The organism is Methanocalculus taiwanensis (assembly GCF_024372745.1).
Lineage (GTDB): Archaea > Halobacteriota > Methanomicrobia > Methanomicrobiales > Methanocorpusculaceae > Methanocalculus > Methanocalculus taiwanensis.
The window spans coordinates 47,973-72,210 of the sequence record NZ_VOTZ01000011.1; the positions used below are offsets into that span (position 1 = coordinate 47,973).

The 24,238-nt window shown below is 52.9% G+C and carries 28 protein-coding genes and 2 tRNA genes; 13 read left to right on the forward strand and 17 right to left on the reverse strand.

From position 1 onward, the window contains the following. Positions 1-85 precede the first annotated feature (85 nt). Entirely contained in the window at positions 86-484 is a 399-nt protein-coding gene (locus FTO68_RS06415) for a polysaccharide biosynthesis C-terminal domain-containing protein (RefSeq protein WP_255332558.1), read from the forward strand. A gap of 95 nt (positions 485-579) precedes the next feature. Here FTO68_RS06415 and FTO68_RS06420 read toward each other — a convergent pair. After that, positions 580-653 (reverse strand) — tRNA-Val (locus tag FTO68_RS06420). A gap of 100 nt (positions 654-753) precedes the next feature. Next, complete coding sequence (gene serA / locus FTO68_RS06425) at positions 754-2,340, reverse strand: phosphoglycerate dehydrogenase (protein ID WP_255332559.1); 1,587 nt, start codon at positions 2,338-2,340, stop codon at positions 754-756. A 119-nt stretch (positions 2,341-2,459) separates the two neighbouring features. On the opposite strand from serA, the gene ppsA reads away from it, so the two are divergent. The 7 genes from ppsA to FTO68_RS06460 all read left to right on the forward strand — a co-directional run bounded on the left by ppsA (position 2,460) and on the right by FTO68_RS06460 (position 10,758). Beyond that, complete coding sequence (gene ppsA / locus FTO68_RS06430) at positions 2,460-4,754, forward strand: phosphoenolpyruvate synthase (RefSeq protein ID WP_255332560.1); 2,295 nt, start codon at positions 2,460-2,462, stop codon at positions 4,752-4,754. Then, a complete protein-coding gene (gene mfnA, locus FTO68_RS06435; protein WP_255332561.1) occupies positions 4,732-5,829 on the forward strand; it encodes a tyrosine decarboxylase MfnA in 1,098 nt (365 codons plus the stop codon). The genes ppsA and mfnA overlap by 23 nt, the downstream gene beginning before the upstream one ends. Beyond that, a complete protein-coding gene (gene hpt / locus FTO68_RS06440; RefSeq protein WP_255332562.1) occupies positions 5,822-6,373 on the forward strand; it encodes a hypoxanthine/guanine phosphoribosyltransferase in 552 nt (183 codons plus the stop codon). Before mfnA ends, hpt begins: the two co-directional genes overlap by 8 nt. Further along, positions 6,351-7,301, forward strand: a complete 951-nt coding sequence (dph2, locus tag FTO68_RS06445) for a diphthamide biosynthesis enzyme Dph2 (RefSeq protein WP_255332563.1) — start codon at positions 6,351-6,353, stop codon at positions 7,299-7,301. The genes hpt and dph2 overlap by 23 nt, the downstream gene beginning before the upstream one ends. Continuing rightward, positions 7,298-7,894 carry an METTL5 family protein gene (locus FTO68_RS06450; RefSeq protein ID WP_255332564.1) on the forward strand — a complete coding sequence of 199 codons (597 nt, stop codon included), beginning with the start codon at positions 7,298-7,300 and terminating at the stop codon, positions 7,892-7,894. Before dph2 ends, FTO68_RS06450 begins: the two co-directional genes overlap by 4 nt. Further along, positions 7,895-9,046, forward strand: coding sequence for an MFS transporter (locus FTO68_RS06455; protein WP_255332565.1), 1,152 nt, complete (start codon positions 7,895-7,897; stop codon positions 9,044-9,046). Positions 9,047-9,108: 62 nt separating this feature from the next. Further along, on the forward strand, positions 9,109-10,758 hold the full coding sequence (locus FTO68_RS06460; protein ID WP_255332566.1) for an ABC1 kinase family protein: 1,650 nt from the start codon (positions 9,109-9,111) through the stop codon (positions 10,756-10,758). A gap of 91 nt (positions 10,759-10,849) precedes the next feature. Here FTO68_RS06460 and FTO68_RS06465 read toward each other — a convergent pair whose 3' ends face one another. The 5 genes from FTO68_RS06465 to cofG are packed head-to-tail and all read right to left on the reverse strand — an operon-like array spanning position 10,850 to position 13,769. After that, positions 10,850-11,125, reverse strand: a complete 276-nt coding sequence (locus tag FTO68_RS06465; RefSeq protein WP_255332567.1) for a ferredoxin-thioredoxin reductase catalytic domain-containing protein — start codon at positions 11,123-11,125, stop codon at positions 10,850-10,852. A 12-nt stretch (positions 11,126-11,137) separates the two neighbouring features. Beyond that, entirely contained in the window at positions 11,138-11,833 is a 696-nt protein-coding gene (gene purQ / locus FTO68_RS06470; protein ID WP_255332568.1) for a phosphoribosylformylglycinamidine synthase I, read from the reverse strand. Beyond that, a complete protein-coding gene (purS, locus tag FTO68_RS06475) occupies positions 11,833-12,075 on the reverse strand; it encodes a phosphoribosylformylglycinamidine synthase subunit PurS (protein ID WP_255332569.1) in 243 nt (80 codons plus the stop codon). The genes purQ and purS overlap by 1 nt, the downstream gene beginning before the upstream one ends. A gap of 3 nt (positions 12,076-12,078) precedes the next feature. Beyond that, the gene (gene purC / locus FTO68_RS06480; RefSeq protein ID WP_255332570.1) at positions 12,079-12,789 is read right to left on the reverse strand and encodes a phosphoribosylaminoimidazolesuccinocarboxamide synthase; all 711 of its coding nucleotides are present in this window, start codon (positions 12,787-12,789) and stop codon (positions 12,079-12,081) included. Next, entirely contained in the window at positions 12,786-13,769 is a 984-nt protein-coding gene (gene cofG, locus FTO68_RS06485) for a 7,8-didemethyl-8-hydroxy-5-deazariboflavin synthase CofG (protein ID WP_255332571.1), read from the reverse strand. The genes purC and cofG overlap by 4 nt, the downstream gene beginning before the upstream one ends. Here cofG and FTO68_RS06490 point away from each other — a divergent pair. Next, complete coding sequence (locus FTO68_RS06490; protein ID WP_255332572.1) at positions 13,768-13,899, forward strand: hypothetical protein; 132 nt, start codon at positions 13,768-13,770, stop codon at positions 13,897-13,899. The two genes, cofG and FTO68_RS06490, sit on opposite strands and share 2 nt — an antisense overlap. Before the next feature lie 4 nt (positions 13,900-13,903). Here the strand turns inward: FTO68_RS06490 and FTO68_RS06495 are convergent, their stop codons facing one another. Genes FTO68_RS06495 through FTO68_RS06510 form a run of 4 tightly spaced genes read right to left on the reverse strand, consistent with a single transcriptional unit; the run spans position 13,904 to position 16,127 of the window. Further along, on the reverse strand, positions 13,904-14,311 hold the full coding sequence (locus FTO68_RS06495) for an arsenate reductase ArsC (RefSeq protein WP_255332573.1): 408 nt from the start codon (positions 14,309-14,311) through the stop codon (positions 13,904-13,906). Positions 14,312-14,364: 53 nt separating this feature from the next. Continuing rightward, positions 14,365-14,763 carry a putative zinc-binding protein gene (locus tag FTO68_RS06500; RefSeq protein ID WP_255332574.1) on the reverse strand — a complete coding sequence of 133 codons (399 nt, stop codon included), beginning with the start codon at positions 14,761-14,763 and terminating at the stop codon, positions 14,365-14,367. A 1-nt stretch (position 14,764) separates the two neighbouring features. Further along, positions 14,765-15,001 carry a thioredoxin family protein gene (locus FTO68_RS06505; RefSeq protein ID WP_255332575.1) on the reverse strand — a complete coding sequence of 79 codons (237 nt, stop codon included), beginning with the start codon at positions 14,999-15,001 and terminating at the stop codon, positions 14,765-14,767. A gap of 55 nt (positions 15,002-15,056) precedes the next feature. Beyond that, a complete protein-coding gene (locus FTO68_RS06510) occupies positions 15,057-16,127 on the reverse strand; it encodes a permease (protein ID WP_255332576.1) in 1,071 nt (356 codons plus the stop codon). Positions 16,128-16,383: 256 nt separating this feature from the next. On the opposite strand from FTO68_RS06510, the gene FTO68_RS06515 reads away from it, so the two are divergent. Further along, positions 16,384-16,782 carry an ArsR/SmtB family transcription factor gene (locus tag FTO68_RS06515; protein WP_255332577.1) on the forward strand — a complete coding sequence of 133 codons (399 nt, stop codon included), beginning with the start codon at positions 16,384-16,386 and terminating at the stop codon, positions 16,780-16,782. 131 nt (positions 16,783-16,913) lie between these two features. Here FTO68_RS06515 and FTO68_RS06520 read toward each other — a convergent pair whose 3' ends face one another. From FTO68_RS06520 to FTO68_RS06535, 4 genes are all read right to left on the reverse strand, one after another. Then, positions 16,914-18,071, reverse strand: a complete 1,158-nt coding sequence (locus tag FTO68_RS06520; RefSeq protein WP_255332578.1) for a Fic family protein — start codon at positions 18,069-18,071, stop codon at positions 16,914-16,916. A 198-nt stretch (positions 18,072-18,269) separates the two neighbouring features. Then, positions 18,270-18,353, reverse strand: a tRNA-Ser gene (locus FTO68_RS06525). 31 nt (positions 18,354-18,384) lie between these two features. Further along, complete coding sequence (locus tag FTO68_RS06530) at positions 18,385-19,293, reverse strand: RNA-guided pseudouridylation complex pseudouridine synthase subunit Cbf5 (protein WP_255332579.1); 909 nt, start codon at positions 19,291-19,293, stop codon at positions 18,385-18,387. After that, a complete protein-coding gene (locus FTO68_RS06535) occupies positions 19,290-19,976 on the reverse strand; it encodes a uroporphyrinogen-III synthase (protein ID WP_255332580.1) in 687 nt (228 codons plus the stop codon). The genes FTO68_RS06530 and FTO68_RS06535 overlap by 4 nt, the downstream gene beginning before the upstream one ends. A 62-nt stretch (positions 19,977-20,038) precedes the next feature. On the opposite strand from FTO68_RS06535, the gene FTO68_RS06540 reads away from it, so the two are divergent. After that, the gene (locus FTO68_RS06540; protein ID WP_255332581.1) at positions 20,039-21,259 is read left to right on the forward strand and encodes a tripartite tricarboxylate transporter permease; all 1,221 of its coding nucleotides are present in this window, start codon (positions 20,039-20,041) and stop codon (positions 21,257-21,259) included. Here FTO68_RS06540 and FTO68_RS06545 read toward each other — a convergent pair. Continuing rightward, the gene (locus tag FTO68_RS06545) at positions 21,256-22,182 is read right to left on the reverse strand and encodes a calcium/sodium antiporter (protein WP_255332582.1); all 927 of its coding nucleotides are present in this window, start codon (positions 22,180-22,182) and stop codon (positions 21,256-21,258) included. The two genes, FTO68_RS06540 and FTO68_RS06545, sit on opposite strands and share 4 nt — an antisense overlap. Positions 22,183-22,236: 54 nt before the next feature. Between FTO68_RS06545 and FTO68_RS06550 the strand changes: the two genes are divergently transcribed. Then, positions 22,237-23,103 (forward strand): NOP5/NOP56 family protein, encoded by an 867-nt coding sequence (locus tag FTO68_RS06550; RefSeq protein ID WP_255332583.1) that lies wholly within the window; start codon positions 22,237-22,239, stop codon positions 23,101-23,103. Continuing rightward, positions 23,100-23,741 carry a fibrillarin-like rRNA/tRNA 2'-O-methyltransferase gene (locus tag FTO68_RS06555; RefSeq protein ID WP_255332584.1) on the forward strand — a complete coding sequence of 214 codons (642 nt, stop codon included), beginning with the start codon at positions 23,100-23,102 and terminating at the stop codon, positions 23,739-23,741. Before FTO68_RS06550 ends, FTO68_RS06555 begins: the two co-directional genes overlap by 4 nt. A 12-nt stretch (positions 23,742-23,753) precedes the next feature. Here FTO68_RS06555 and FTO68_RS06560 read toward each other — a convergent pair whose 3' ends face one another. After that, positions 23,754-24,095 (reverse strand): HepT-like ribonuclease domain-containing protein, encoded by a 342-nt coding sequence (locus tag FTO68_RS06560; protein ID WP_368659884.1) that lies wholly within the window; start codon positions 24,093-24,095, stop codon positions 23,754-23,756. Between the last annotated feature and the right edge of the window lie 143 nt (positions 24,096-24,238).

Sequence of the window (24,238 nt, forward strand, 5' to 3'; positions counted from 1 at the left end):
TCTCATAACGTTTTCCGGGATGATACGCAGTTATCTCATGTATTCGCAAGACTCATTTTATCAAATACCGTACCTGTTCTCTTGTATGGATGACATCTGCCTTAAACGGGAAAAGCACATCCGGAAAGATGGCTGGCTCTGCGAACTTGTCTCATCGCGGTATCTTGATGAGCCTTTTGTCGGAATCCATACCTATGTTGTCTCCATTGCTCCCGGATGCACCAGAGCAAACCACTACCATAAAAAGAAAGAGGAATGGATCGCTGTTACGTCTGGAAAGGTTGTCCTGTATCTCGAGTGGGTGCATGGAGGTAGAAGAGAGACTATCCTTCTTGATGCGATGTCTTCTGATTGCAACCTGGTTCATATTCAGCCATATGTTGCACATACTGTCTTGAATCTGGCTAAAATCTCTTCTTCAATAATTGTATTCAGCAAAACGCCTGAGGATAAGGAGGATACAATTCCCTATTCGATTGTATGAGGGTATTCAACTTTTTGTGCTCAAGGGATTGTGCCAGATGGTGATATGTGTAACCGTTTTTGATTTATAAAGCAATGTAACAAAAAAGCAAACGATGGGCCCGCTGAGATTCGAACTCAGGACCTCCGCCATGTCAAGGCGACGTCATAACCAGCTAGACCACGAGCCCCATGCCTTGCGACCTTACGATATTGGCTTTTGCAGTATAAAAGAATTGGTTTTTGCTTCAGTGATCTGACCCACTGAAGCTCTCTAAGATGGCAAAGCCTTCAGAGCGTTGCAAATGTTGCCGAGATGATGCCCGGTACCGCCCTCAGCTCGTCCATGACATTTTCAGGAACAACCGAGTCCACATTCAACACCATGAGCGCCTCTTCACCGGCACTCACCCGGCCGACCTGCATCCCGGCAATATTGATTGATTGTTTGCCAAGAACCGTTGCGGCAGGCCCGATAACGCCGGGGCGGTCGATATGGCGGGAGATGACGACTGACCCCTCGGGAACAAGATCCATTGTGAAAGAACCGATCTCAACGATCCGCACCCGTTTCTTCCCAAAGACCGATCCGCTGATCGTCTCCTCGCCATCTTTTGTCCTGACGGTGATGCTGATTAAGTTCTTAAACCCGTGAGATTCCTCAGTCATCGTCTCGGCAACGGCAATCCCCCGCTCCCGTGCAACAAACTCGGCATTCACGATATTGACCGGCCGCTGAAGCACCGGGTCAAGGATGCCTTTGATCGCCATCCGGGTCACAAACTTGAGATTCTGCCGCATCTCGATAAGATCGCCTGCATAGGTCACCTCAACCTTTGTTATTGCGCCGCTGACAATCTGGGAGACGAGCCGCCCCATCTTCTCGGCAAGCCGGGCATATGGCTCGATCGTCTCCTGTAGCTCTGTTGGGATCATCGGAGCATTCACGACATACTTCGCAGCACCGCCTTTTAAGACATCGATGCACTGATGTGCAATTGAGATAGCGACATTCTTCTGCGCCTCGACGGTGCTTGCCCCGAGATGCGGAGTCACAACGACATTGTCAAGCCCAAGGAGCGGGGATTCGGTCGGCGGCTCCTCTTCAAAGACATCAAGTGCCGCACCGGCAACCTTCCCGCTCAGAACGGCATCGGCAAGCGCCTTCTCATCAATGATGCCTCCTCGCGCACAGTTGATGATCCTGACGCCGTCTTTCATTGTTGCAATCGAGGCAGCATTCACCAGGTGCTTCGTCTCCTTGATGAGCGGCGTATGCACGGTGATCACATCGGCGACTTTGAAGAGATCCTCGACACTCATCATCTCAACGCCAAACTGCGCACCGCGCTCGGGTGTGATGAAGGGATCATAGGCAACGACCCGCATGTTGAAGGACTGGGCACGCTGCGCCACCTCGCGGCCGATACGCCCGAAACCGACGACACCGAGCGTCTTCTCGTTCATCTCGACACCCATGAACTTCGACCGCTTCCACTCACCTTTCTTGAGAGAAGCATTTGCAGATGGAATTCTCCGGGCAAGTGAGAGCATCATCGCCATCGTGTGCTCAGTTGCGGCAAGGGTGTTTCCTTCTGGGGCATTTGCGACGATGATGCCTTTCCGGGTTGCGGCGTCTGTATCGATATTGTCGACACCCGCACCGGCACGGCCGATATATTTCATCTTCGCGGCTGCTTCGATGACCCGTGCTGTGACCTCGGTTCCGGACCTGACGATAAGTGCGTCATAATTGCCGATTATACTGATCAGCTCATCCTCAGAGAGTCCTGTCTTCTCGTCCACGTTACAAAAATTTTTCAGTATTTCAATACCCTCTTCAGCCAGCGGATCACTGACAAGGACGTTATAGCTCATGTGAAACCCGAGTACGCATTTATATCTCACAGGTAATGATGGTTGTTCTCACCGTGATCCTGAGTGAATGCCTTCACCCTCTTTTATGTATCTTCGGGTCGATTCATACCTGAGATGCTATGAAGGACGCGCCGAACATTCTCTGGCTTGAGGAGATCAGAAAGAACGATCTGCCATCGGTAGGTGGCAAAGGGGCATCGCTTGGCGAAATGTCCTCAATCGGTCTTCCTGTACCACAGGCATTTGTCGTAACTGCACAGGCTTTCCGCCGGTTCCTTGTCGAAACCGGGCTTGAAGAATCGCTCTATTCGATCCTCGAAGGACTTGATGTGGATAATAACAACGCATTAGAGTCGGCTGCCGGAAAGGCGCAGGATCTAATTCTATCCGTTCCTATACCCGGGCATATGGCCGGGGAGATTAGATCTGCGTATTCCCGTATGGGTGGCGATACTGTTGTCGCGGTCCGTTCAAGCGCAACAGCTGAAGATCTTCCCGATGCAAGTTTTGCCGGGCAGCAGGAGACATTCTTAAACATCCTCGGGGAAGATGATGTGATTGAAGCTGTCCAGAAATGCTGGGCATCGCTCTATGGAGCGCGGGCGGTATATTACCGTTCCAAGCAGGGATTTGATGACAGAAGCGTCAATATCGCAGTTGTTATCCAGCAGCTCATCTTCTCTGAAAAAGCCGGGGTGCTCTTCACCTCCCATCCGGTTACCGGGGAGCCCCTCACCATCATCGAAGGATCATGGGGGCTCGGTGAAGCAGTCGTATCCGGCTCTGTCTCACCTGACAATTATGTCTTTGACCAGATGAAACAGAAGGTCATCGATACGATCATCGCAAGCAAGGAAACAGAGATTATACCGGATGGTAAGAAGGGGACAAAGGAAGTTCCCGTCTCTGAAGAGAGAAAACATGCGCAGGTCCTCTCTGTGGCTGAGATCGGGCGCCTCGCAGCCCTTGGCAAACTCTCTGAAGATCACTATGGGATCCCGCAGGATATCGAATGGGGTATCGTCGGGGATGATCTCTATATCCTCCAGTCACGCCCGATCACCACGATTAAACCGGCATCCTCCCAAAAAAAGGCTGATACATCCACAGGATCAGAGAAGATCCTTCTTGAGGGGCAGGGTGCATCTCCGGGTATTGCAACGGGCAGGGTAGCCATCATTCAAAGTGTGAAAGATTCGGGCTCGGTGAAGGAAGGAGACATCCTCGTTGCAAAGATGACGAACCCTGATATGGTGCCGGCTATGAGGCGAGTGAAAGGGATCATCACCGATGAAGGCGGGATGACCTGCCATGCAGCAATCGTCTCACGCGAACTTGGCACTCCGGCCGTTGTAGGGACAAAGAAGGCTACTTCAACACTTAAAGATGGTCAGATCGTCACAATCGACGGTGACAGGGGCATCGTCTATGAGGGCGAAGTCCGTAAAGCCCAGGATGAAACCCCTGCTGTTGTGCAGGGAGGATCAGCTCCGATCGTTACCGCAACCCTTGTCAAGGTGAATGTTTCGCTCCCTGAGGCGGCACAGCGGGCAGCTGCCACCGGCGCAGATGGTGTCGGGCTGCTCAGGATTGAACACCTTATTTTGGGATTGAATCGGACTCCCCAGTGGTTCATCGCCAATAACAAGGAAGAGGAATTTATCTCAGAACTCTATGACGGCATCAGGATCATCCTCGATGCATTCCCCGGCAAACCCGTCTGGGTCAGGACACTGGATGCACCGACTGATGAGTTCCGGAATATGGAAGGTGGGGAAGACGAGCCAATCGAACACAACCCGATGCTTGGATGGCGCGGTATCCGCCGTGATCTCGGAGCACCTGAGCAGTTCCGGCTTCAGATCGAGGCGTTCAAGCGGCTCTGGAAGGCAGGGTATGAAAATCTTGGCCTGATGTTCCCGCTCGTAAATCATCCAAGGGAATTTATCCAGGCAAAAGAACTCCTCCGAGGATGGGGTGTTTCTGTGGATTCAGTTACCCTTGGTATCATGGTCGAGGTTCCTTCATCTGCAATCATGATCGATGAATTCATTCAGGCGGGTATAAAATTCGCCTCATTCGGCACTAATGATCTTGTCCAGTATACGCTTGCAGTTGACCGGAACAATGAACATGTGGCGTCGATGTACGAACCGACGCATCCGGCAGTCCTCAGGCTGATCGACTATGCAATACGAAGGTGCCGTGCGGCAGGTGTCGAATGCTCCATATGCGGGCAGGCGGGATCTGATCCGAAGATGGTCGCCTGGCTTGTCGAACACGGTATCCGTAGCGTATCTGCGAATATCGATGCTGTGCAGGCGATCCGCGAGTCAGCAGCCCGCACCGAACAGCGGATGGTCCTGGATATGGCATTCTCCAAGGGTGGAAATGAAGGAGAACGGTTCTTCTGAGGAGGAACTCTTCTCCTACCTCTCTTCCGTCAGGGAAGAGGATCTGAAGTACGGCCGGATTCTTTCATCAATGTGCACACGGCCCCATCCGGTTGCTATCCGTGCACATATGCAGTTCATCGAGACGAACCTCGGGGACCCCGGTCTCTTCCCCGGCACCATGGGGCTTGAGGATGAACTGATCACGATGCTTGGGGATCTCCTCCACCATAGCGGAGCAGGTGGATATGCCACATCCGGTGGCACAGAATCAAATATTCAGGCGCTTCGGATCGCAAAAAAGCAGAAGCCGGTTGATACCCCGAATGTGATCATCCCGGCATCCGCACATTTCTCCTTTGATAAGGCCTGCGACATGCTCGGGCTTCAGATGCGTTCGGTTCCGCTCGATGCAAATTACCGGATGGATCCTGTCCTTGTGAATGAGGCCATTGACGAGAAGACGGTTGCAATAGTCTCGGTCGTCGGCACTACCGAATACGGGATGATCGATCCGGTCAAAGAGATCGGATCGGTTGCAGCCGATCACGATATCTTCTTCCATGTCGATGCCGCATTCGGGGGTCTTGTAGCGCCGTTCCTCCCAGGTCTTGCACCCTGGGATTTTCTGGTTCCGTCCGTATCAAGCATCTCGGTTGATCCACACAAAATGGGGATGAGCACCATTCCCTGCGGTGCCCTCCTCCTCCGTGATCCCGAGGCGTTTGGATGCCTGAATGTCGATACCCCGTATCTGACAGTGAAGAAGGAATGTACCCTTGCGGGAACCCGCCCCGGTGCGCCTGTAGCTAGTGCCTATGCGGTTCTCCGATATCTTGGCCGTGAAGGCCTCTCTGCACTCGTGCAGGGGTGCATGGAGAACACCCGCCGCCTCATCGAAGGGATGGAGGCATTTGGTTATGCCCGTGCAGTGACTCCCGATGTGAATGTCGCCACCTTCGACTGCCCGCTTGTGCCAACCGGGTGGCGCGTTTCCAGGACCCGCTGGGGTCATATGCGTACGGTACTGATGCCACATGTGACACGGGATGTCGTTGAATCATTTTTAGAAACAATCGGTGAATCTCATGCTTGAGGTACTCAAAAGATCATTGGAAATCTGTCCGATAGTACAGCGGGGTGAGTATAGCTATTTTATTCACCCGATAACAGACGGTGTTCCCCTTGTTGAACCAAACCTCCTCAGGGATGTGGCATGTGCCCTCTTCAAGGCGCTTGATCTAAAAGATGTCAATAAGATCGTCGTCAGCGAGGCAATGGGTATCCATATCGGCACTGTCCTCTCCCTGATGACTGATATCCCCTATACAATCGTCAGGAAACGGGAATATAAACTCCCGGGTGAGGTTATAATCGGCCAGACGACCGGGTACTCGAAAGGAACTCTCTATTTAAATAGCGTCTATGAAGGTGACCGGATTGCATTCATTGACGATGTGATCAGTACAGGCGGCACGATCCGGGCACTTCTCCCTGCCATAGAGTCTACAGGTGCAGAAGTAGCTGATCTCTGTTTTGTGATCAATCGCGGGAACCCCGATATCGGGCGGGCATATAAATCCCTGGTCACAATAGACGTTGATAAAGACGGCGTACATGTCCTTGATTCCTATTTCTGATATTGTTGAACGGGTACGATCCCTTTCTATCAGGAGAATTGCCCTCCAGGCCCCTGAAGGTCTGAAGAGGGAGCTCCCCGTCCTTGCAGAAGTCCTCCGTGAAGAGGGATTTTCTGTAATCATCTCGGGAGATCCCTGCTACGGTGCATGCGATCTCGCCCTCGATACACTGGATTATGCCGACATTCTCATCCATTTCGGGCATACTCCATTGATGGATCACCCTCGGGTTCTTGTCGAGCCGATTCTCCAGCCGGAGCAGATTCCCCTGCTTGATTCTGTACTTCCCCTGCTGACTGGGAAAAAAATAGGTCTCATATCGACAGCACAGCATGCGAATTCCCTTCCCCTGCTCGCAGAAGAACTCATAAAGCATGGGTTTTCACCGGTGATCGCACCCGCCTCGCCTCGTACCCCGCTTCCGGGGCAGGTGCTCGGCTGCACCTATACGGCAGCACGCGAAACACAAGCAGACTGTCTTCTGTATCTTGGAACGGGAGTCTTCCACGCTATCGGTTCAGGGATAGCAACCAGACTCCCCGTCATCTCCCTTGACCCATACACAGGTGAAGCAGGTGTCGTCGAGACCGATCGCCCTCTCAGGAGGCGTTTTGCCGTAATCGAAAAGGCACGATCTGCGGATCGGTTTGGGATCATCGTCTCGCAGAAGTGTGGACAGAACCGGATGAAACTGGCAGAAGAGCTCCTCCCGATTCATCCAAACGCAGAGATTGTCCTGCTCCGCGAGGTGACAGCTGATCAGCTCCTGAATCTCGGCTTCCCCTGCTATGTGAATTGCGCCTGCCCCCGCCTCGGGCTTGATGATCAGATCCGTTTCCCGGTCCCGGTTCTCTCGCCACCTGAATTTGAGATCCTCTGTGGCAGGCGGGAGTGGGATGATTACGAAATTGATGAGATCCGGTCATGAAACTCAGAACACTCGAGATGAAACTGGAACGGGTCTCCGGCATCCCAAACCCTGATCCTGTAAAAGAGCAGTACATGACCTCCGCTCCCCTCGCGGCCCGTCTCCTCTTTGATGCGTACCTGGCAGGGGATATCGAGGGGTGCTCTGTCTGCGATCTTGGATCTGGAACCGGTATCCTCTCGATCGGTGCGGCACTCCTCGGTGCCGGCGAAGTGGTCGGCGTTGAAGGTGATGCACGCCTCGTCGCCATTGCCCGTGAGAATGCAGAGAAGCTCTCTGTAGACTGCAGGTTTATCGCAGATGACGTAAAATCTCTAAGGGAATCCTTTGATACCGTGGTGATGAACCCGCCGTTTGGTGCACAGAGCGAACATGCGGATCGCCCCTTCATCGATGCTGCACTCAGGGCTGCACCTGTTGTCTATGGGATCTTTAATACCGGCACGATGCCGTTTCTGGCCTCGTATATCAGGGGCAGGGCTGAGATAACCGGCGTGGTATCGGCGTTATTTCCAATAAAAAGAACATTCTCCTTTCACTCACGGGATCTACTCGAGATTCCCGTCGAAATTGTTTGTATGAGGCGCACATAAATGATTAAAATTCCCCGTCCCATTGCCGGGTATACCTTCGGCCATATTGTTATTGATTTCTATAGCCCGGTGATTCCCGCGATCATCCCTCTCCTGATCCTCTATCCCGGTATCGGTTATTTCCTGGCAGGTCTTCTTGTCAGCATCTTCCAGATCACCTCATCCCTCTTCCAGCCTTTTGTCGGCTGGCTCTCTGATCGGACCGGGTGGGGCGCTCCGATCTGGCTTTGTATCCTGACGAGTTCCATCTGTATCAGCCTCTATGGGGTGGTGCAGAATTACTATCTTCTCCTCATCTTCGCAGCCGCAGCCGGGATCTCCCATGCTCTCTTCCACCCTTCTGCACTTCTTCGGGTGCATGGTGAAACATCAGACAAAAACCGGGGCTCTCTTACCTCGATCTTTGTAACCGGAGGAAATCTGGGTTTTGCTATTGGTCCTGTAGTCGTTGGCATCCTCATCGGGTTTGGCGGTATGCCCGCGCTTACCCTGATTGCAATCCCCGGTCTGCTGACAGCTGCATTTCTCTATTATCTGACGCGGGGGGTGACAACTCCTGCAGCCCCGAAGAAAGAGGCTCTTCAAATGCCAAAGGTTCCCTATGGAAAGGTCGGACTGATCGTCACCATCGCGGCATTCCGCTCTTGGGTGATCATGGCATCCGTTGCGTTCTTCCCGGCATACCTCATCGCAACTGCCGGCTCTTCGCTGGTCCTTGCCAATACGATGCTTACTCTGATGCTCCTTGCAGGGGTTGTGGGACAGGTATCAGGCGGCTTCCTCTCTGACCGGTATGGTAAGAGAGAGGTGACGATCATAGGTCTCTTTGCCTGTATACCACCTTTCATCCTCTTTTTCATGACAACCGGATGGGTTGCGCTTATCCTCATGGTTATCATCGGGTTCCTTACCTGGTCCACCTTCTCGGTGACAGTGACGATGGCACAGGAGTACCTCCCCGGCAGGGTTGGGCTCGCTTCAGGTCTCCTGATCGGCTTCTCTGTCGGCGCAGGAGGGCTAGGCGTCTCTGTTGTCGGGATTGCAGCAGATCTTATAACGTTGGAGACAGCCCTCTTTGCCCTTGCAATTCCGCTCATAATCGCCGCCCTCCTTTCCCTTGCCCTCCCCCGATCCCCGGTTGCCTCAGCCTGATCCTCTCCACAACACCTTTTACCCAGAAGATCAATCCAATCCTGATCGCAATGCTTGCGGGGATGAAACGATATGCCCAGATTGCTGATATTCTGGTGAAGCACGGGTTTGGGATCGTGGTTGATGAACTCTTCCCCGGTCTTCCCGGACATAATCTGAAGCTCGGGAGGGGTGAGGAATCGCCTTCACTTTCGGTTTATGAGCGGATACGCCTTTCAATAGAGGAACTTGGCCCGACATTCATCAAATTTGGCCAGATCCTAAGCACCCGGCGTGAACTCTTTCCACCTGAGCTGATCCACGAACTCAGCCGCCTCCAGGATCAGGTCCCCGCACTTCCTTTTCCTGAGATGGAAGCTGTGCTTGATGAGACCCTTCCGGGATGGAGAGAGGCGTTCCTTCATATAGCGCCATACCCGGTTGCCGCCGCCTCGCTTTCACAGGTACATCGCGGGGTGCTGGCCGATGGAACGCAGGTGGCGGTGAAGATCCAGCGTCCCGGGATCGACGAGGTGATCGAGACCGATCTACTCATCCTTTCCTCGCTCGCAGAACGGATCGAGGTGGTGTTGCCAGACTATCGCGTCTTTAACCCGACCGGACTTGTCCGTGAATTTGCGGGCCAGATCCGAAAAGAGCTGGATTTTACCCGTGACGGCAAGAATGCCGAACGTATCCGGAGAAATATGGCGGAGATTGGGGGTATCAGGGTTCCCCGTATCCACTGGAATGTAAGTTCCCGCCGGATACTTACGATGGACTATATCGAGGGTGTCAGGATTGATGATGTTGAGTCCATCATGGGCATGGGGCATGATCCTGCCAACATTGCAGAGCGCGGGTTCGCGGCGTATATCAAACAGATCGCAATCGACGGGTTTTTCCATGGCGATCCCCATCCCGGAAACCTGCTTGTCATGGCCAATGGAGATCTTGCCTTCCTCGATTTTGGGTTCTGTATGGTGCTCAGGCCACAGCGGCGGGAGACATTCATCAGGCTTCTTGCCGGAATCGCAGGAACTGATGTTGAGGCATGCATATCTGCATTTGCTGATCTTGGCGTGCGTGTTTCAGATGAAGATATAGAGCTATTCCGTGATGATCTCTATATTCTGCTCCTTGATTACTCGGATTATGAGGTTCAGCAGTATGATTTCTCGAAGATGGCAATTGAGCTCTCTGAGATACTGAGAAAATACCAGCTCCAGGTTCCCGGAGAACTTATGCGGCTCCTGAAAGTGATCGGGATGGTTGGTGAGATAGCACTTGCGCTCGATCCATCGTTCTGTTTTACCGAGCGGATCCGTCCCTGCCTGGATGAGCTTGTGAAAGAGCAGTATTTCTCCTATGATGCTCTTAAACGCGAGATATCAACCGGTGTTGGATCGATTCGGACACTTCTCAGGATCCCCGATCAGGTGACCTCTGCCCTGAAGAAAGTGAGTGAGGGGAAGGTCAGGATCGATGTAGTTGCACATGATATCCGGAGGCTCCAGGAGACACTGGATAGGTCAACTGATCGGATCATGGTGGGGCTTATTACCTCATCGGTAGTGATCGGATCGTCTCTCCTGCTCCTTGCCTCCGGGTTAAACATCCCCAATGTCCAGTATATTGCATTGTTTGGATATGGTGCGGCGGTGTTTGTAGGGATCTATGCGATTATCCATGCATTCCGTGTATCACGCCGTGCAGACCTCAGGTGGAGATGATCAAAGGGTAGCGAGAGATTACAGATGCCATCTGGACGGGCATATTCTCAGAGAAAAGAAAAACTCTTTGTGGTTGCAGGGATGTGGAGTATCATTCCCTGAAGAAGAGATTGCAGTGGCAGTGCCCGTCCGTTTCGATTTCATCCCTATGATAGATGCAGGGGCAGATGATCTGCTTATCCACATCAGGATCCCCGCTCATGATCCTGCAGGGACAGTACCGCTCACCATTCCTGACCATCCTGCGTGCGAGCCCTCTGATAACCGCATCAAGTTGTTTGGGATCGGGATTCAGCATAAGTCCGTTCTCTTCTGCATACCGTTTTACCCAGTCCCGGATCAGCCGGGCAGCCTCAAGTTCATCCATGCTTACGATCTCCTAGGACTCTTCCACATAAGCAATCATCGAATCGAAGATCTTCTTCCCGTCAGCTGATCCAAGGATCTCTTCAGCTGCCCGCTCGGGATGGGGCATCATCACAAGGACATTCTCTTTCTCGGAGAGGACGCCTGTGATATTGCCGGTGGCGCCATTTGGGTTGGCGGTCCAGGTGACATTTCCGGACTCATCGCAGAAACGGAATGCGATTCTCTTCTCTTTTTCAAGGCGGGCAAGTTCATCTGCCGGGATGATGTAGCGCCCCTCTTTGTGGGCAATCGGGAACATCACCACCTCCCCCTCTGAATAGAGCCGGGTGAAGGGGGAGGTGGTATTTTCAACCCTGAGATATGCAGGGCGGCAGAGGAACTTCGGATAGGCATTGATGGTGAATACTCCGGGGATCAGGCCACTTTCAGCTGCGATCTGTGCCCCGTTGCAGATACCAAGGACAAGTGTTCCTTTCCCGGCTGCCCTGATCACATCACCCATGATGGGTGTCCGGGCAGCTATTGCACCTGCACGGAGATAATCCCCGTAACTGAAACCGCCGGGCAGTATGATTGCATCGTAGGATCTATTCAACCCGTCCTTATACCAGACCAGATCGGCGTCAGCACCACAGACCTCTTCGATCACGTGCACGACATCACGGTCACAGTTGCTGCCGCCAAACTGGATGACCGCTGTCCGCATCAGATGACCTCGATCTCGTATTTATGGATCACCGGGTTTGCGAGGAGCCGTTCACAGATGGATCGTGTAATTTCTTCTGCATTCTCTTTGTCTCCTGCATCGAGAACGAATCGGAACTGATCTGCTGTCGTAAGATGCTCCGTTGTGTGTCCCAGATGTGCAATTGCACGCCGGATTGCCTCTGCTTCGGGGTTCAGCATCCCCTCTTTTAAGCTGATGGTAATGATTATATCAAATTTCATGATTTATCTGCTCCCGAAAATTCTGGCTGATACGGTACGGTACGCCTCCATAACGTCTCCTTTCTCAAACCTGTAGACATCCTTGTCCATTGACTTCATGGTGCCTTTCTCCCAGAGCCGCATTGAATCCATGCTGATCTCGTCCCCAAGCAGGATGGTGTTGCCATATCTGCCATACTCGATCTTGAAATCGACGAGTTCGAGCCCAATCCCATCAAAGAATGCCTTCAAAACCAGATTGACCTTCAGAGCGGATGCTTTAACACGGGCAATCTCTTCATGGGTGAGGAGGCCAAGTGCAACGATGATATCGTCATTAATCATCGGATCATGCCGGGTATCATCCTTGTAGTCGGTGACAACGACCGGGGGGTCGAAATAGTGTCCCTCGGTAAACGGGTAATTCCTGACAATTGATCCGGCGGCACGGTTCCTGACGATCACCTCAAGCGGGATCATCGACAGTTTCTTCACACGCATCGTTACTGGATCTTCCATCCTGATGAAATGAGTCTGTACTCCTGATTCTTCGAGGATACCAAAGAGGAAGGCTGAGACACCGGCATTCGAGGCGCCTTTGCCCTGAAGCTGATCCTTCTTGCCGCCGTCAAATGCGGTGATGTCGTCACGGAATGATACAATTAGTTCATCCGGCTTTTCAGAGAGGCAGATGGTCTTTGCCTTTCCACTGTAGAGAATTTCGCCCTGGGTCATAGGTTCTTCTCCTGTACCTGTTTGTCAAGCTGCATGATAAGTGGTGCGAGTGCCGGATCGAACCACCCTTTTTCAATGTAACGGGGATAGATGCAGAGCCGCTCCCGGAGTGAATATCCGGCTGTGATCTCCCTGAGCCGCTCGATCTCAGGCCAGGGATGTTCCGGGTTGATGTAATCGACGGTGACCGGGGAGACGCCGCCGAGGTCATTTACTCCGCATTTGAGGAAATAGCTGGCATCTGCAAGGTTTGGAGGGATCTGGACGGCAATATCTTCTGGAAGGATCGCGCGCGCCATCTGGATCGTCTCAGCAAACTCCTTCTTTGTGACTGTTCCGTCTTCGCCCATCGGGGTGCCGGGTTTTGGGCAGAAGTTCTGGATGATTACTTCCTGGATATGGCCATACCTCCGGTGGATTGTGGCTATTGTTTCAAGAGACTCTCTTCGGTCCGATGCTCTCTCCCCGATCCCAACCAGAAGCCCCGTTGTGAAGGGGATCTTAAGGCGTCCCGCATCCTCAAGCATCCGGATTCTCACATCAGGATCCTTGCCCGGAGAATTGGTATGCGCAGGTATTCTTGCTGTTGTCTCAAGCATCAGCCCCATGCTGGCATTCACTGTCCTGAAGCGGGCAAGCTCATCATAGGTCATGATGCCTGCGTTTGTGTGGGGGAGAAGGCCAAGAGTGATTGCCTCTCTGCAGAGGTCAAAGCAGTAATCAAGGATGTCGGAATAGCCAATATCCTTCAGGTAGCGATCGAATCCTTCTTCCTCGCCGGGCCGCTCGCCGAAGGTGAAGAGAGCCTCGGTACAGCCAGCCGCAGCACCCAGACGGAGTATCTCACGAACCTCCTCCGGAGCCATCAGGCAGCCTTCTCCAACGGGTTTCCTGAAAGAACAGTACCCGCAGCGGTTATGGCAGACTGATGTCAGCGGAAGGAAGACGTTTTTAGAGTAGGTGATGGTTCTCCCCTGCATGCTGATTCTCTTTCTCCTTAAACCACTTCAATCAGTCGTCTTCATGGATAGAGATGACACCATCCGGCTGAGGGTGGTCCGGGGCTTCTATTCCCAATCGAAACTCCCGATAAAATTACCGGGGGTATGAGACCTTATTCTGATCCGAAGGTATCATCGATCCAGCCGGTGATCGCGTCCCGGATCACCCGGATGCCTGCGAGGATCTCCTCCTCTGTACCGCTGATCGCCTTTGGATCAGGGAAGTTCTGGTGAATCGTCTCCTTTGCCCAGGGGAAGAGCGGGCAGGTGCCGGAGTCGCAGAGGGTGACGAGCAGATCAATGTCGATACCGTCGAATTCATCGATCAGCTTCGGCTTCGCACCTGAGATATCGACTCCGATCTCCTGCATCGCCCTGATAACGAGCGGATTTACCTGGCTGGATGGTTCTGATCCCGCAGAGAATGCAGAGTAGCGGTCGCCATACGTTGCGTTTACATATCCTTCGGCCATCTGGGAACGGCCGGCATTATGGGTGCAGATGAAGAGTATCTTCTTCATAGGAATCAACCTGGCAGTATTGTTGGGACATTATGTATTTCTTTTGGGTTTGCTCAGATCCGCCCTTTCCCTTCCCAGGCAGCAGAGACGATAACCTCAACATCATCATCGGTATACTCCCTGGATCCGGCTTTTGTAATTCCGAGATCAGTTACGATAATATGCTGGCTGATGGGGATATTCTGGTCTTCCGCAATCGTCTTCGCACACTGAACAGGACAGCCGTCAAGGATGAGTATCTCATCTGCGGATCCGATATTCTTCAACAACCCCTCTGCCCCCGTGGCAAGGAGTGCGACGCAGGCAGCCCCGCCGTACCCTTCCCCAGTGAGCTGGATGGCGGCGTCGTTTGTGATCTGGCCGACATTTGCAACTCCTGCACAGGGGAAGATGATCCGTTTAACGGTCAATGCATCAGTTGCTCCACATGAACAGGTCGGCTCTTCTGCCATTTCATGCACCCCCCAGGAGTTCCTTTAATTCAGCCACATCGGCAACCCTGCCTGAGATCTTCAGTTCGCCATCGATAATAAGTGCCGGTGTCAGCATCACATCTCGCTCCATGATGGCGGTGATATCCTCCACCTTCACAATATCGGCTGGGATACCGAGTTCTGCAACTGCTTTTTCGACATTCTTTGCAAGGCGCCTGCATTTCATGCATCCGGTTCCAAGGACTTCAATCTTCATTATTTTCACCTTTTTTCTCTATTTGAATGTGTCTCTTCTGTATTGGTCGTTCTCTTCACCCCATTATAAGTCCATAGCCAAACCCTGCAAGTGCCGAGAAGATGATCACAAGGATTGCATAGACAATAGTCTTCTTCATCCCCATTATCCGTGAAATGACAAGAAGCGAAGGCAGGCTCACCGTTGGTCCTGAAAGAAGGAGGGCAAGTGCCGGCCCCCCTGCCATCACTCCTGATGTGTATCCGAAGGTGGTACCGATCACCGGCACCTCAAGGAGGGTCGGCATATACAGGATGGTGCCGACGAATGAGGCAAGCAGGTTCGATTGAAGTGTGCTTGCCCCAAAGAATGGCGCGAAGGTCTCCGGTGGGAGGAAATAGGCGAGCATCCCAAGGGCAAATGTTCCGATGAGGAGGATCGGAAAGATCTTCTTTGTGAGATCCCAGGTCTCCCATCCCCACTCGGTCACTTCGTCTCTCTGGAAGAAGTATATCAGGAGATATGCCACACTGAGCGTGAGGGCATAGATTACCGGGAATTTGATCATCCAGTCTATTTGTGCCGTGCCTGTGATCAGGATGCCAATTAAGAGGATGAAGAAGAGCGGGATGCTCCATTGAGGTCGTTCCTCCTCAGTTGCGGGTGCCTGCGGCATTGCCGCTATCTTCCTCCTCCTTTCGTCATCATCTGATCTGAAGAGTGCTGCCATGATCAGGCCGATTGCAATTGCCAGAAGAATGGCAAAGGCGGCCCGTGCAAGGCCGAGATCAAAACCGAGCACTTTTGCGGTGTACACAATCGCCAGGATGTTGATCGCCGGCCCTGCATAGACGAAGGTGATCGCAGGCCCAATCCCGCTCCCCCGCTTGAAGAGGCCTGCGAACATCGGGAGGATGGTGCAGGAGCAGACGGCAAGGACAGTGCCGGAAACTGATGCCAGCCCATATGCGATAGTTTTCGGTGCATCAGGGCTGAAGTACTTCAGGATCGCATCCTTTCTGATGAAAGCCGAAATTGCTCCGGCGATGAAGAATGCCGGGATAAGGCAGGTGACGACATGCTCGGCGAGGTATACTGCGAGTGTCGTCCACCCCATCATAAGGGAGCCGATGAGTATCTCGATCATAGGCATCTCCTGAATGCGTATATCATATACTGCATAGTGTGTCTCTCTCCGGGAGGTGTTGGATTTGCCGAATCCTGTGTGGAGGGGATTGACAGCGTCATTATTTCAAAACCTCTTGAAATCATATCGGTCGTCGGAAAATAAAAATGCTTCCATTTCAACATATGTTGAAATACATGGTGTCGGGACTCTCTCCCCAGTTTTTTGATACATCCTCGAAATGCTTATCTGATGGTATTTCATAATAAATTGAAGTATGGCAGACGTACCGGAAGATAGTTGCAGTGGATTGGCTGTGCCTGGAAAGGGGTGTGGCATTCCCCCGGATGTCGAAGCATCCCTCACCGCATCAGGGGGGATTCCCGGGCTTGTTTCCCATCTGCCGGAGGATGCAGAAGCCCTGGCTGCGGCCTCTCTCTTCCGTGCACTGGCTGACCCCTTCAGGCTGAAGATTCTTGCCCTGCTCGCAGTTCAGCCACTCTGTGTCTGTGTGATCCGCTCTATACTCGGGATATCTGACTCCCGTCTCTCGTACCATCTCTCTATCCTGAAGAAGGCAGATCTGATCGCAGGCGCACAATCCGGCACCTGGATCATCTACCGGCTGACTGAGGAGGGGGAGCGGGTGAAGGGGATGGTGGCGGGGAAGGATTGATGGTGGTTCCTGGGGCTCGCACCATTGTAGATTCGAGATGAATGCTCCGGTGTTTTCTCCGGATTCCGGTGGAATAAATTTGCCGATCCGGATCAATTATCCATTGGAATGATATTGCTGCTTAAAGAGAACTATATCCGTGTGCCCTCCTCGATAATCCTGACATAGTCCACAAACATATACTGCTTATATCGTTCTTTTCCGGTAATCTCTTCCAATATTCCAATATTCTCAAATTTTCCCACGAGATTGGTTGCAGACTGGCGGCTTATTCGTAACTCCTCCGTCACCTGCCCTATCGTGATGATAGGGCGATCAAAGAGTGTATCGATCAGTTTTACTGCATGCACACCGCTGATATTGTTCTCCAGCAACCTTTCAATCAACGTCTCTTTGAGAAGAATAATTTTCTTTGCTGTTTCAATAGAGTTATTAGATATGTCAATGACGCCCTGAAGGAAGAAAGCCAGCCATGCTTCCCAATTCCCCTGATACCGGATATCATTAAGGAGTGTGTAGTAATCCTCCCGATATCTCTTCAGGTAATAACTGAGATACAACAATGGCCTTGCCAGAACACCTTTTGAGCAGAGATAAAACGTGATCATCAAACGGCCCATTCTTCCGTTACCATCCAGATATGGGTGGATCGTTTCCAGTTGGGCGTGAATGAGAGCGGCCTTGATCAGCCTTGGCGTTTTATCATCGTTCTGGATAAAGCGTTCAAGGTCATGCATTAATTCTGGGACCTGCTCTGGTGGAGGTGGAACAAATAACGCATCCTGAATCGTCCCTCCTGGTAGGCCAATCCAATTCTGAACATGCCGTAGCTGACCGGGAAGTTTATGCGATCCCCGTGTTCCATGAATTAAAAAGCGGTGAATCTCATTGATCAGATCCAGAGTGAGTAGAGAGAACTCCAGTTTCTCTATACCATGATGAAGTGCTTTTATGTAATTCAATACCTCCTGTATCTCGTTGATGTCGTCTTTTGGCCGTATATGGGCTTCGAATTCAAGAACTCCCTGAAGTGATGCCTGCGTTCCCTCGATCTGGGAACTTAACAATGCCTCTTTCTTGATGTACATCGCCACGAAGAGATCGGGGTTTGGGAGTACCTGGGTGACACCGTCAAGGCGGGCCAGAGCTCCGTCGGCTTTCGATAACAGGTAGAGAAGTCCCTCATCGAAAACCAGGTCCGGGGGGGGTAAAGGATGCGGGATAAAGGCTTCATATCCGCCTTTCTGGCGGACAAAAACACCTGCCCGATTATCAGAATATTTTCCCATATGTGGTATTTCATTGTGTAATGCTATAAAGTGTCTTGTAAGTCAACCTATGTTGACTTAGACGACTACTGGTCTCTCTAACGCAACCAGACCTGACTTACATGCCACATAGCCATGTAAGTCAATCTAACGTGACGTAGCAGAATTCCTCCTCTCCTAAGGTATCATACGTTGAGTTAGAGAAAAGGTATTTCAAAACGCTGAGGGGGAGATTTGAACTCCCGAGAGACAAACGCCTCACGAGGTTTCCAGCCTCGCGCCTTCCCGCTAGACTACCTCAGCAAAAGATGCAGTAAACTAATTGTTCCGGGTATTACTTAACCCTGCTCTTCTTCGTCCAGCCACTGGGGTACGTGCCGGGCTCCATCAGAACCGCTTTTGGGCGTGCAACAAAGCCTTTTTTCCCTGGTACGCATTTATCTGACGGGATACGAGCAGTGCCCAGGCCGATGCATTCTCCGGATGCTGTCATCAGCGCAACCGTCTCTCCTTTCGTAAAAGTGCCGCAGGATAGAACGCCGGCTCCGGCAAGCTGTGCGCCCCGGCATAATGCATCAACCGCGGTATCGCGGAGAGTAATTGATGGAAGATCGGCAACCGCCCGCTCCACCGGGAGGATCATCTGCTTAAGCGGTTCCGGATCCCCTTCGTCTGCCGCTGCTTTTGCGTCCGCAAGTTCATGCAGGGTGTGTGCATCGCTCTCTCCGAATCCTCCCGAGAGGGTACGCCGGAGCTCGACCATCTGCCCCCGCACCCCAAGCGCAAGGCCAATATGAACGCAGAGTGTCCTGATGTAGGTTCCCGCCTCGCACCGCACCCGGAAGAGGACAAGCCGCCCTTCGATATCAAGCACCTCAATCGCATGGATCGTCCTGATACGGAGCGCCCGCTTCACCGCACTCCGGCGCGGGGGGCGCTGGTAGATCCTGCCACAGAAGCTGTTGACCACGTTCCTGATCTCGTCTTCCGGCGCCTCGCCATGCAGCTTCAGGAGGCAGATGTACTCCTTGTCATGGGCGAGGAGATGCTCTGCGATTTTCGCAGCTTTCCCGAGCATCACGATCAGGATTCCGGAGACCATCGGATCAAGTGTCCCTCCCTGCCCGGTGCTGACACCAAGGATATCCCGCACCCAGGCGGCAACCTCGTGGCTGGTGGGACCCGGCGGCTTATCGATGATGATAATTCCTGACTGGATGCTGGTCTTTGGATCTCCGGTCATGCTCTCTTCCTGTTCAGGTACGAATTCAGTGCTTCAAGGGTTCCGGCAAGGGAGCCGTCGCCAACAACCTCCGGCTCCACCCCTCCACCTCTCATTGCATCAGCGGTGATATCCCCGATTGCAATCGGGATTATAGCAGTATCCTTCTCCCAGACAGCCATTAAAAACGAGTTTGCACTTGTGAAGAGGATCGCATCTGCTCCCTGTAGATCAAGGGGAGTGTGTGTCGGGACAAGCCCATAGCACCGGTACTCATATACTGTTCCTCCGGCATCCTCAATGCCCTGAATAAGGGTTGGGTTTGGGACATCCGCACGGGGAATGCCGATTGCCTTCCCCTCAATCCAGTCACCAAGGTACGGCACAAAATCACGGGAATAGTATGTGGGGAGTGTTTCAACATTCAGCCCTTCTTTCTCCAGCATCCGGGCTGTCTGGGGGCCGATTGCGATGATCCGGGCATCTGTTGCAAGCAGCGGGGCTATCTTCCCGGCAGGCAGCGCACTTGTGAAGAAGATGCAGTCGAAGGCGCCGCGGTTTGCCTCCAGCACAAATGCCTGGATCTGGTTGTCATAGACATCTGCTATCAGAGGCGAGACGATCCGGCAGGAATGGCCGTATTGCTCACAGCTAGCCCGATCCCTGCCTGCCTTCTCCGGAAGCCTGGTTATCGCAATGATCATTGATCTCTATTGGGACGGATGCATGATATTCTTGTCTTCTCCTGTCCAACGATCATCTTCGCATGATTGGTGGTATCCTTATCGGAGCGGCAATCGGGGTGGTGCTTGGCACCATCAGCGGGTGTACGCCGGGGATCCATTCAAACACGATGGCCGGTATCCTCCTTGGGGTGCATCCGGCACTTCTCGTCCTTTTTGGCCCTGCTGTCTTTGCCACATCTGTTACTGCAACCCTGATCACCCATACCTTCCTTGATGCGGTACCCTCCACCTTCCTTGGGGTGCCCGATCCAGATACCGCGATTTCGGTTCTCCCTGCACATGATCTCTGCATGAAAGGGCTTGGGGAGGAGGCGGTACGGATCTCGGCACTTGGATCTGCTGCTGGTGCCGCATTCGGGCTGGTGCTCTTTCCCCTCTTCTTTTTTCTCCTGCCTCCGCTTCAGCCGTACCTTGACTGGTGGATCGGCCTTCTTTTGCTGACGGTCACCGGTATGTTGGTGGTCAGGTCAGAGGCGCCGGAATGGGCGGCTGTTGTCTTCATCGCATCAGGGGTTCTTGGATCTTTCTCGCTCGCCTACTCGTATCTCTCCTGGGAGGTACTCCCCGGCGGGAGCCCGCTCCTCCTTCCGCTCTTAACCGGCCTCTTTGGCCTGCCTGTTCTCATGAAAGGAGCGGGTGGATCGATCCCGGAGCAGATCTATCGCGGTATCAGGATGGAGCGGCGGGAGATTGCCGGGGCTGCTGCTGCCGGGACGGTTGCCGGTGCTATCGTAGGCTGGATGCCCGGGTTTTCAAATGCAACTGCAAATGCGGTGCTTGCATCATTCATCTCGTATACGCGCCATGGGAGGGGGTATATCCTTGCTACCAGTGCAGCGAATACGGCAAATGCGTTTCTTGGGATCGCGGCACTCTATGCCCTTTCACGTGCCCGGAACGGTGCAATGGCAGCAATTGCAACAGATGAACTGCCACCCCTTGCCGGGATCATGCTTGCCGCCTGTATTGCTGCGCTGGCGGCCTATCCCCTGACGATCCTTGTATCAAAGGGTTCCCGTTATCTTGCAGCCCTGAATGTCAGGCGGCTGAACTTTTCTGTGATCCTTTTTCTTGTGGTGCTGACTGCTCTTGTAACTGGCCCGTTTGGCCTCTTCATTCTCGCCCTTGCAACAGCCATCGGGTCAGTGCCCCCGATGGTCTCGGTGCAGCGTGTTTTCTGTATGGGGGCGATCATGGTGCCGATCATCTGCTGGTCGATTCTCGGAATCCCACTCTTCTAGATGAGTCCTGCCAGTATCCCGATATAGGCAAAGTATCCAATCAGAACAGCGAGCGAGATGATTCGGGTCGCCCGCCCATCTGCATAGATGAGGGGGAGTACGGCGAGCGAGAAGAATGCCATCACCAGGAGATCACCTGTTTCTGCAATTGGTATGGGGGTGATCAGGGCGATGATCCCCATCACGAAGAGGAGATTGAAGATGTTGCTCCCGAGCAGGTTTCCGACCGAGATCCCTGGCTGATCTTTGATGATTGCGACAACCGATGTGGCAAGTTCAGGGAGTGATGTTCCAATGGCCACGATGGTCATCCCGATCACAAAGGCAGAAACTCCAAGGGCGGTGGCGATTCCGACTGCGGAGGTGACAACAAGCTGTGCGCCGATGATGACCGCTACGATGCCTCCCGCTGTCAGGAAATAATCAAGGCTGCCTTTTTGCCTGGATGGAAGGTTTCCCTCTTCCCGTCCCTCCTTCCAGAGCGCTCTGAGGATCAGGATAAATGCTAATAAGAATATGGTCCCTGCTGGTGCTGAGAGAGTGCCGGGCCATGCCAGGACGATGAAGAGAGCAGTCGCCGCAAGCATAAGTGCAGCCTGTTTCTTCATTCCGCTGTTTGCCGGGTCGTCCCTATTAAGGGCATGTGGGTTGAGCAGCCCGCATAATGCCAGCACAAGCGCGATGTTTGCGATATTGCTCCCGATGATGTTCCCGGTTGCAATTTCCGGGTTGCCGGTGAGGCCTGCATTTAAGCTCACGACGAACTCGGGTAGAGAGGTTCCAAATGCGACAACGGTGAACCCGATGAGTGACGGGGTGATCCCAAATCGTGAGGCCAGCCCGCTTCCGCCCCCGACAAAGAGGTCCGCACCCTTCACAAGGAGTATGATGCCGACTACAAAGAGTGCCGCCTCGATGATCATACTCAAAGATTCGGTCGCCGGATATATAGGTGCTGAGGTATCATCTCTTCTGCAATGACGGTGTACTGGTGCGGGAGTGTTGATGATGGAGGAGTCCTGGTACCCTGTGAGGGATCACCGGCTGAACTCCTGGCGAGGGTCGAGTCTTTAAGGATCGATATGGAAAGTTTCCACCCCCTCACGGCTGCACAGATTGAGGGAACCGGAGTCTTCTCTGATCGTGGTGAGTATCTCCGGCGGCTCCGCGAGGTTACTATTCTTCAGGCAAAAGGTGTGATCGAGGCAGCGGCATCAGGAAAGGATGCTGAACTCCTACAGATGGTCAGGATGCTTGACCAGGTGGATGAGGTGGTAAATCTCCTATCCGAGCGGCTTGTTGAATGGTACCAGGTGACAAACCCGGCGTTTTCACAGAAAGGCAGACAGGGATCAGTGAAACGGGTGCTTCCAAAGATCAGGCGGAGCAGATCACGTCCCCTCCGTGGAATGGCGGATGAGCTTGAAGGGCTGATCGCCGCCCGGACATCACTTGCCGCTGATGTTTCGAGGCTGGCGGCGCAGGTGATCCCAAACACAAGCGAGCTTGTCGGCGGCCTTGTTGCGGCACGAGTTATGGCCCGTGCCGGGGGGCTTGAGAAGCTTGCCCGGATGCCCGGCAGTTCTGTCCAGGTGATCGGGGCCGAGGCCGCCCTCTTCTCGCATATCCGGGGAAACTCGCCCTCCCCAAAGCATGGGATCATCTTCCAGCACCGGCGGGTGCATAACGCACCCCGCGAGATTCGGGGGCGGGTGGCACGGGTGCTTGCCGCAAAGCTTGCGATTGCCGCACGGATCGATCTCTATCGGGGGGAGGCGGATCCGGCTTTCCTCTCCTCGGCACAGGCAGTGATCGATGGAATCACAGGAGGTGGATCAGAATGATCCGGATTGATGGACAACTTGTTTCGGCTGGTTCCGGCGGGGTGTACAATGAGAGGATGGTGAAAGGGTATAGAGTCTGGGATCCGTACCGTTCGAAGCTTGCCGCCCTCTGCATGCTGGATGAGTCTGTCGATCTCACGACTGATATGAAGGTCCTGTATCTGGGTGCTGCTAACGGAACAACAGTGTCGCATGTGGCTGACTATGTGGATTGCGTGTATGCGGTTGAGTTTGCGCCACGGCCTCTGCGGGATCTGCTCACGGTAGCAGAAAAACGGAAGAATATTGTTCCGATCGCAGGCGATGCAACCCGCCCTGACCGGTATGCGCCGTTTCTTGAGGTGGTTGACCTGCTGTACCAGGATGTTGCCCAGCCCGATCAGGCGGGGATTCTGATCAAGCATCTACCGTTTCTGAAGCAGGGTTCCGGGATAGATGGCGGGATGACGGCAATTCTGATGCTGAAGACGAGATCGGTTGATATCAGGAGGACACCGGAAGAGGTCTTTGCGGAGACGATCGAGCGGCTGACGGATGCGGGCTTGTCTATCCTGAACACCTGCTGGCTTGAGCCGTATCACCATGACCATGCGGCGATTGTGTGTGGTGTTGGGGAGAGGAAAAAGATTCCTTTATAGCTTTTTTTTTATTTAAGGGATATTTGCTGTGTTATTATTGATAGCATCTCTTACCCGATATATTTCATTTTTTAGCTCTGGGAGCTGAATAGTAATGATATACCATATCAAATCAAGATCCACTCCAAAATATTTGTGAAGAACAATATTTCGAAGACCAATAATTTTCTTCCATGGGATCTTGTTATGCCTGTCCTTGATTGTCTCAGGAACTAACTTACATGCTTCACCGATAATCTCCAGATTTCGTAAGGTTGCATCTCTGGTTTTTGTATCTTTTTGAAATTCTCCGATAGAGAGCGTGTTGGTATATTGTTCAATGAGATTGATAGCCTCAAGGATGTCATCTAAGATGAGTGAACTACCACGTCCTGAAGGGCGTGGCTTCCTGCTTCATGGACAATACTTGCATCACTGAGATGTGATGTAGCGGTATCATCTCCACAGGCTCAAAGGGCTGTTCCATCCCCACGCGGTGAATATTCACCGCAGCATTG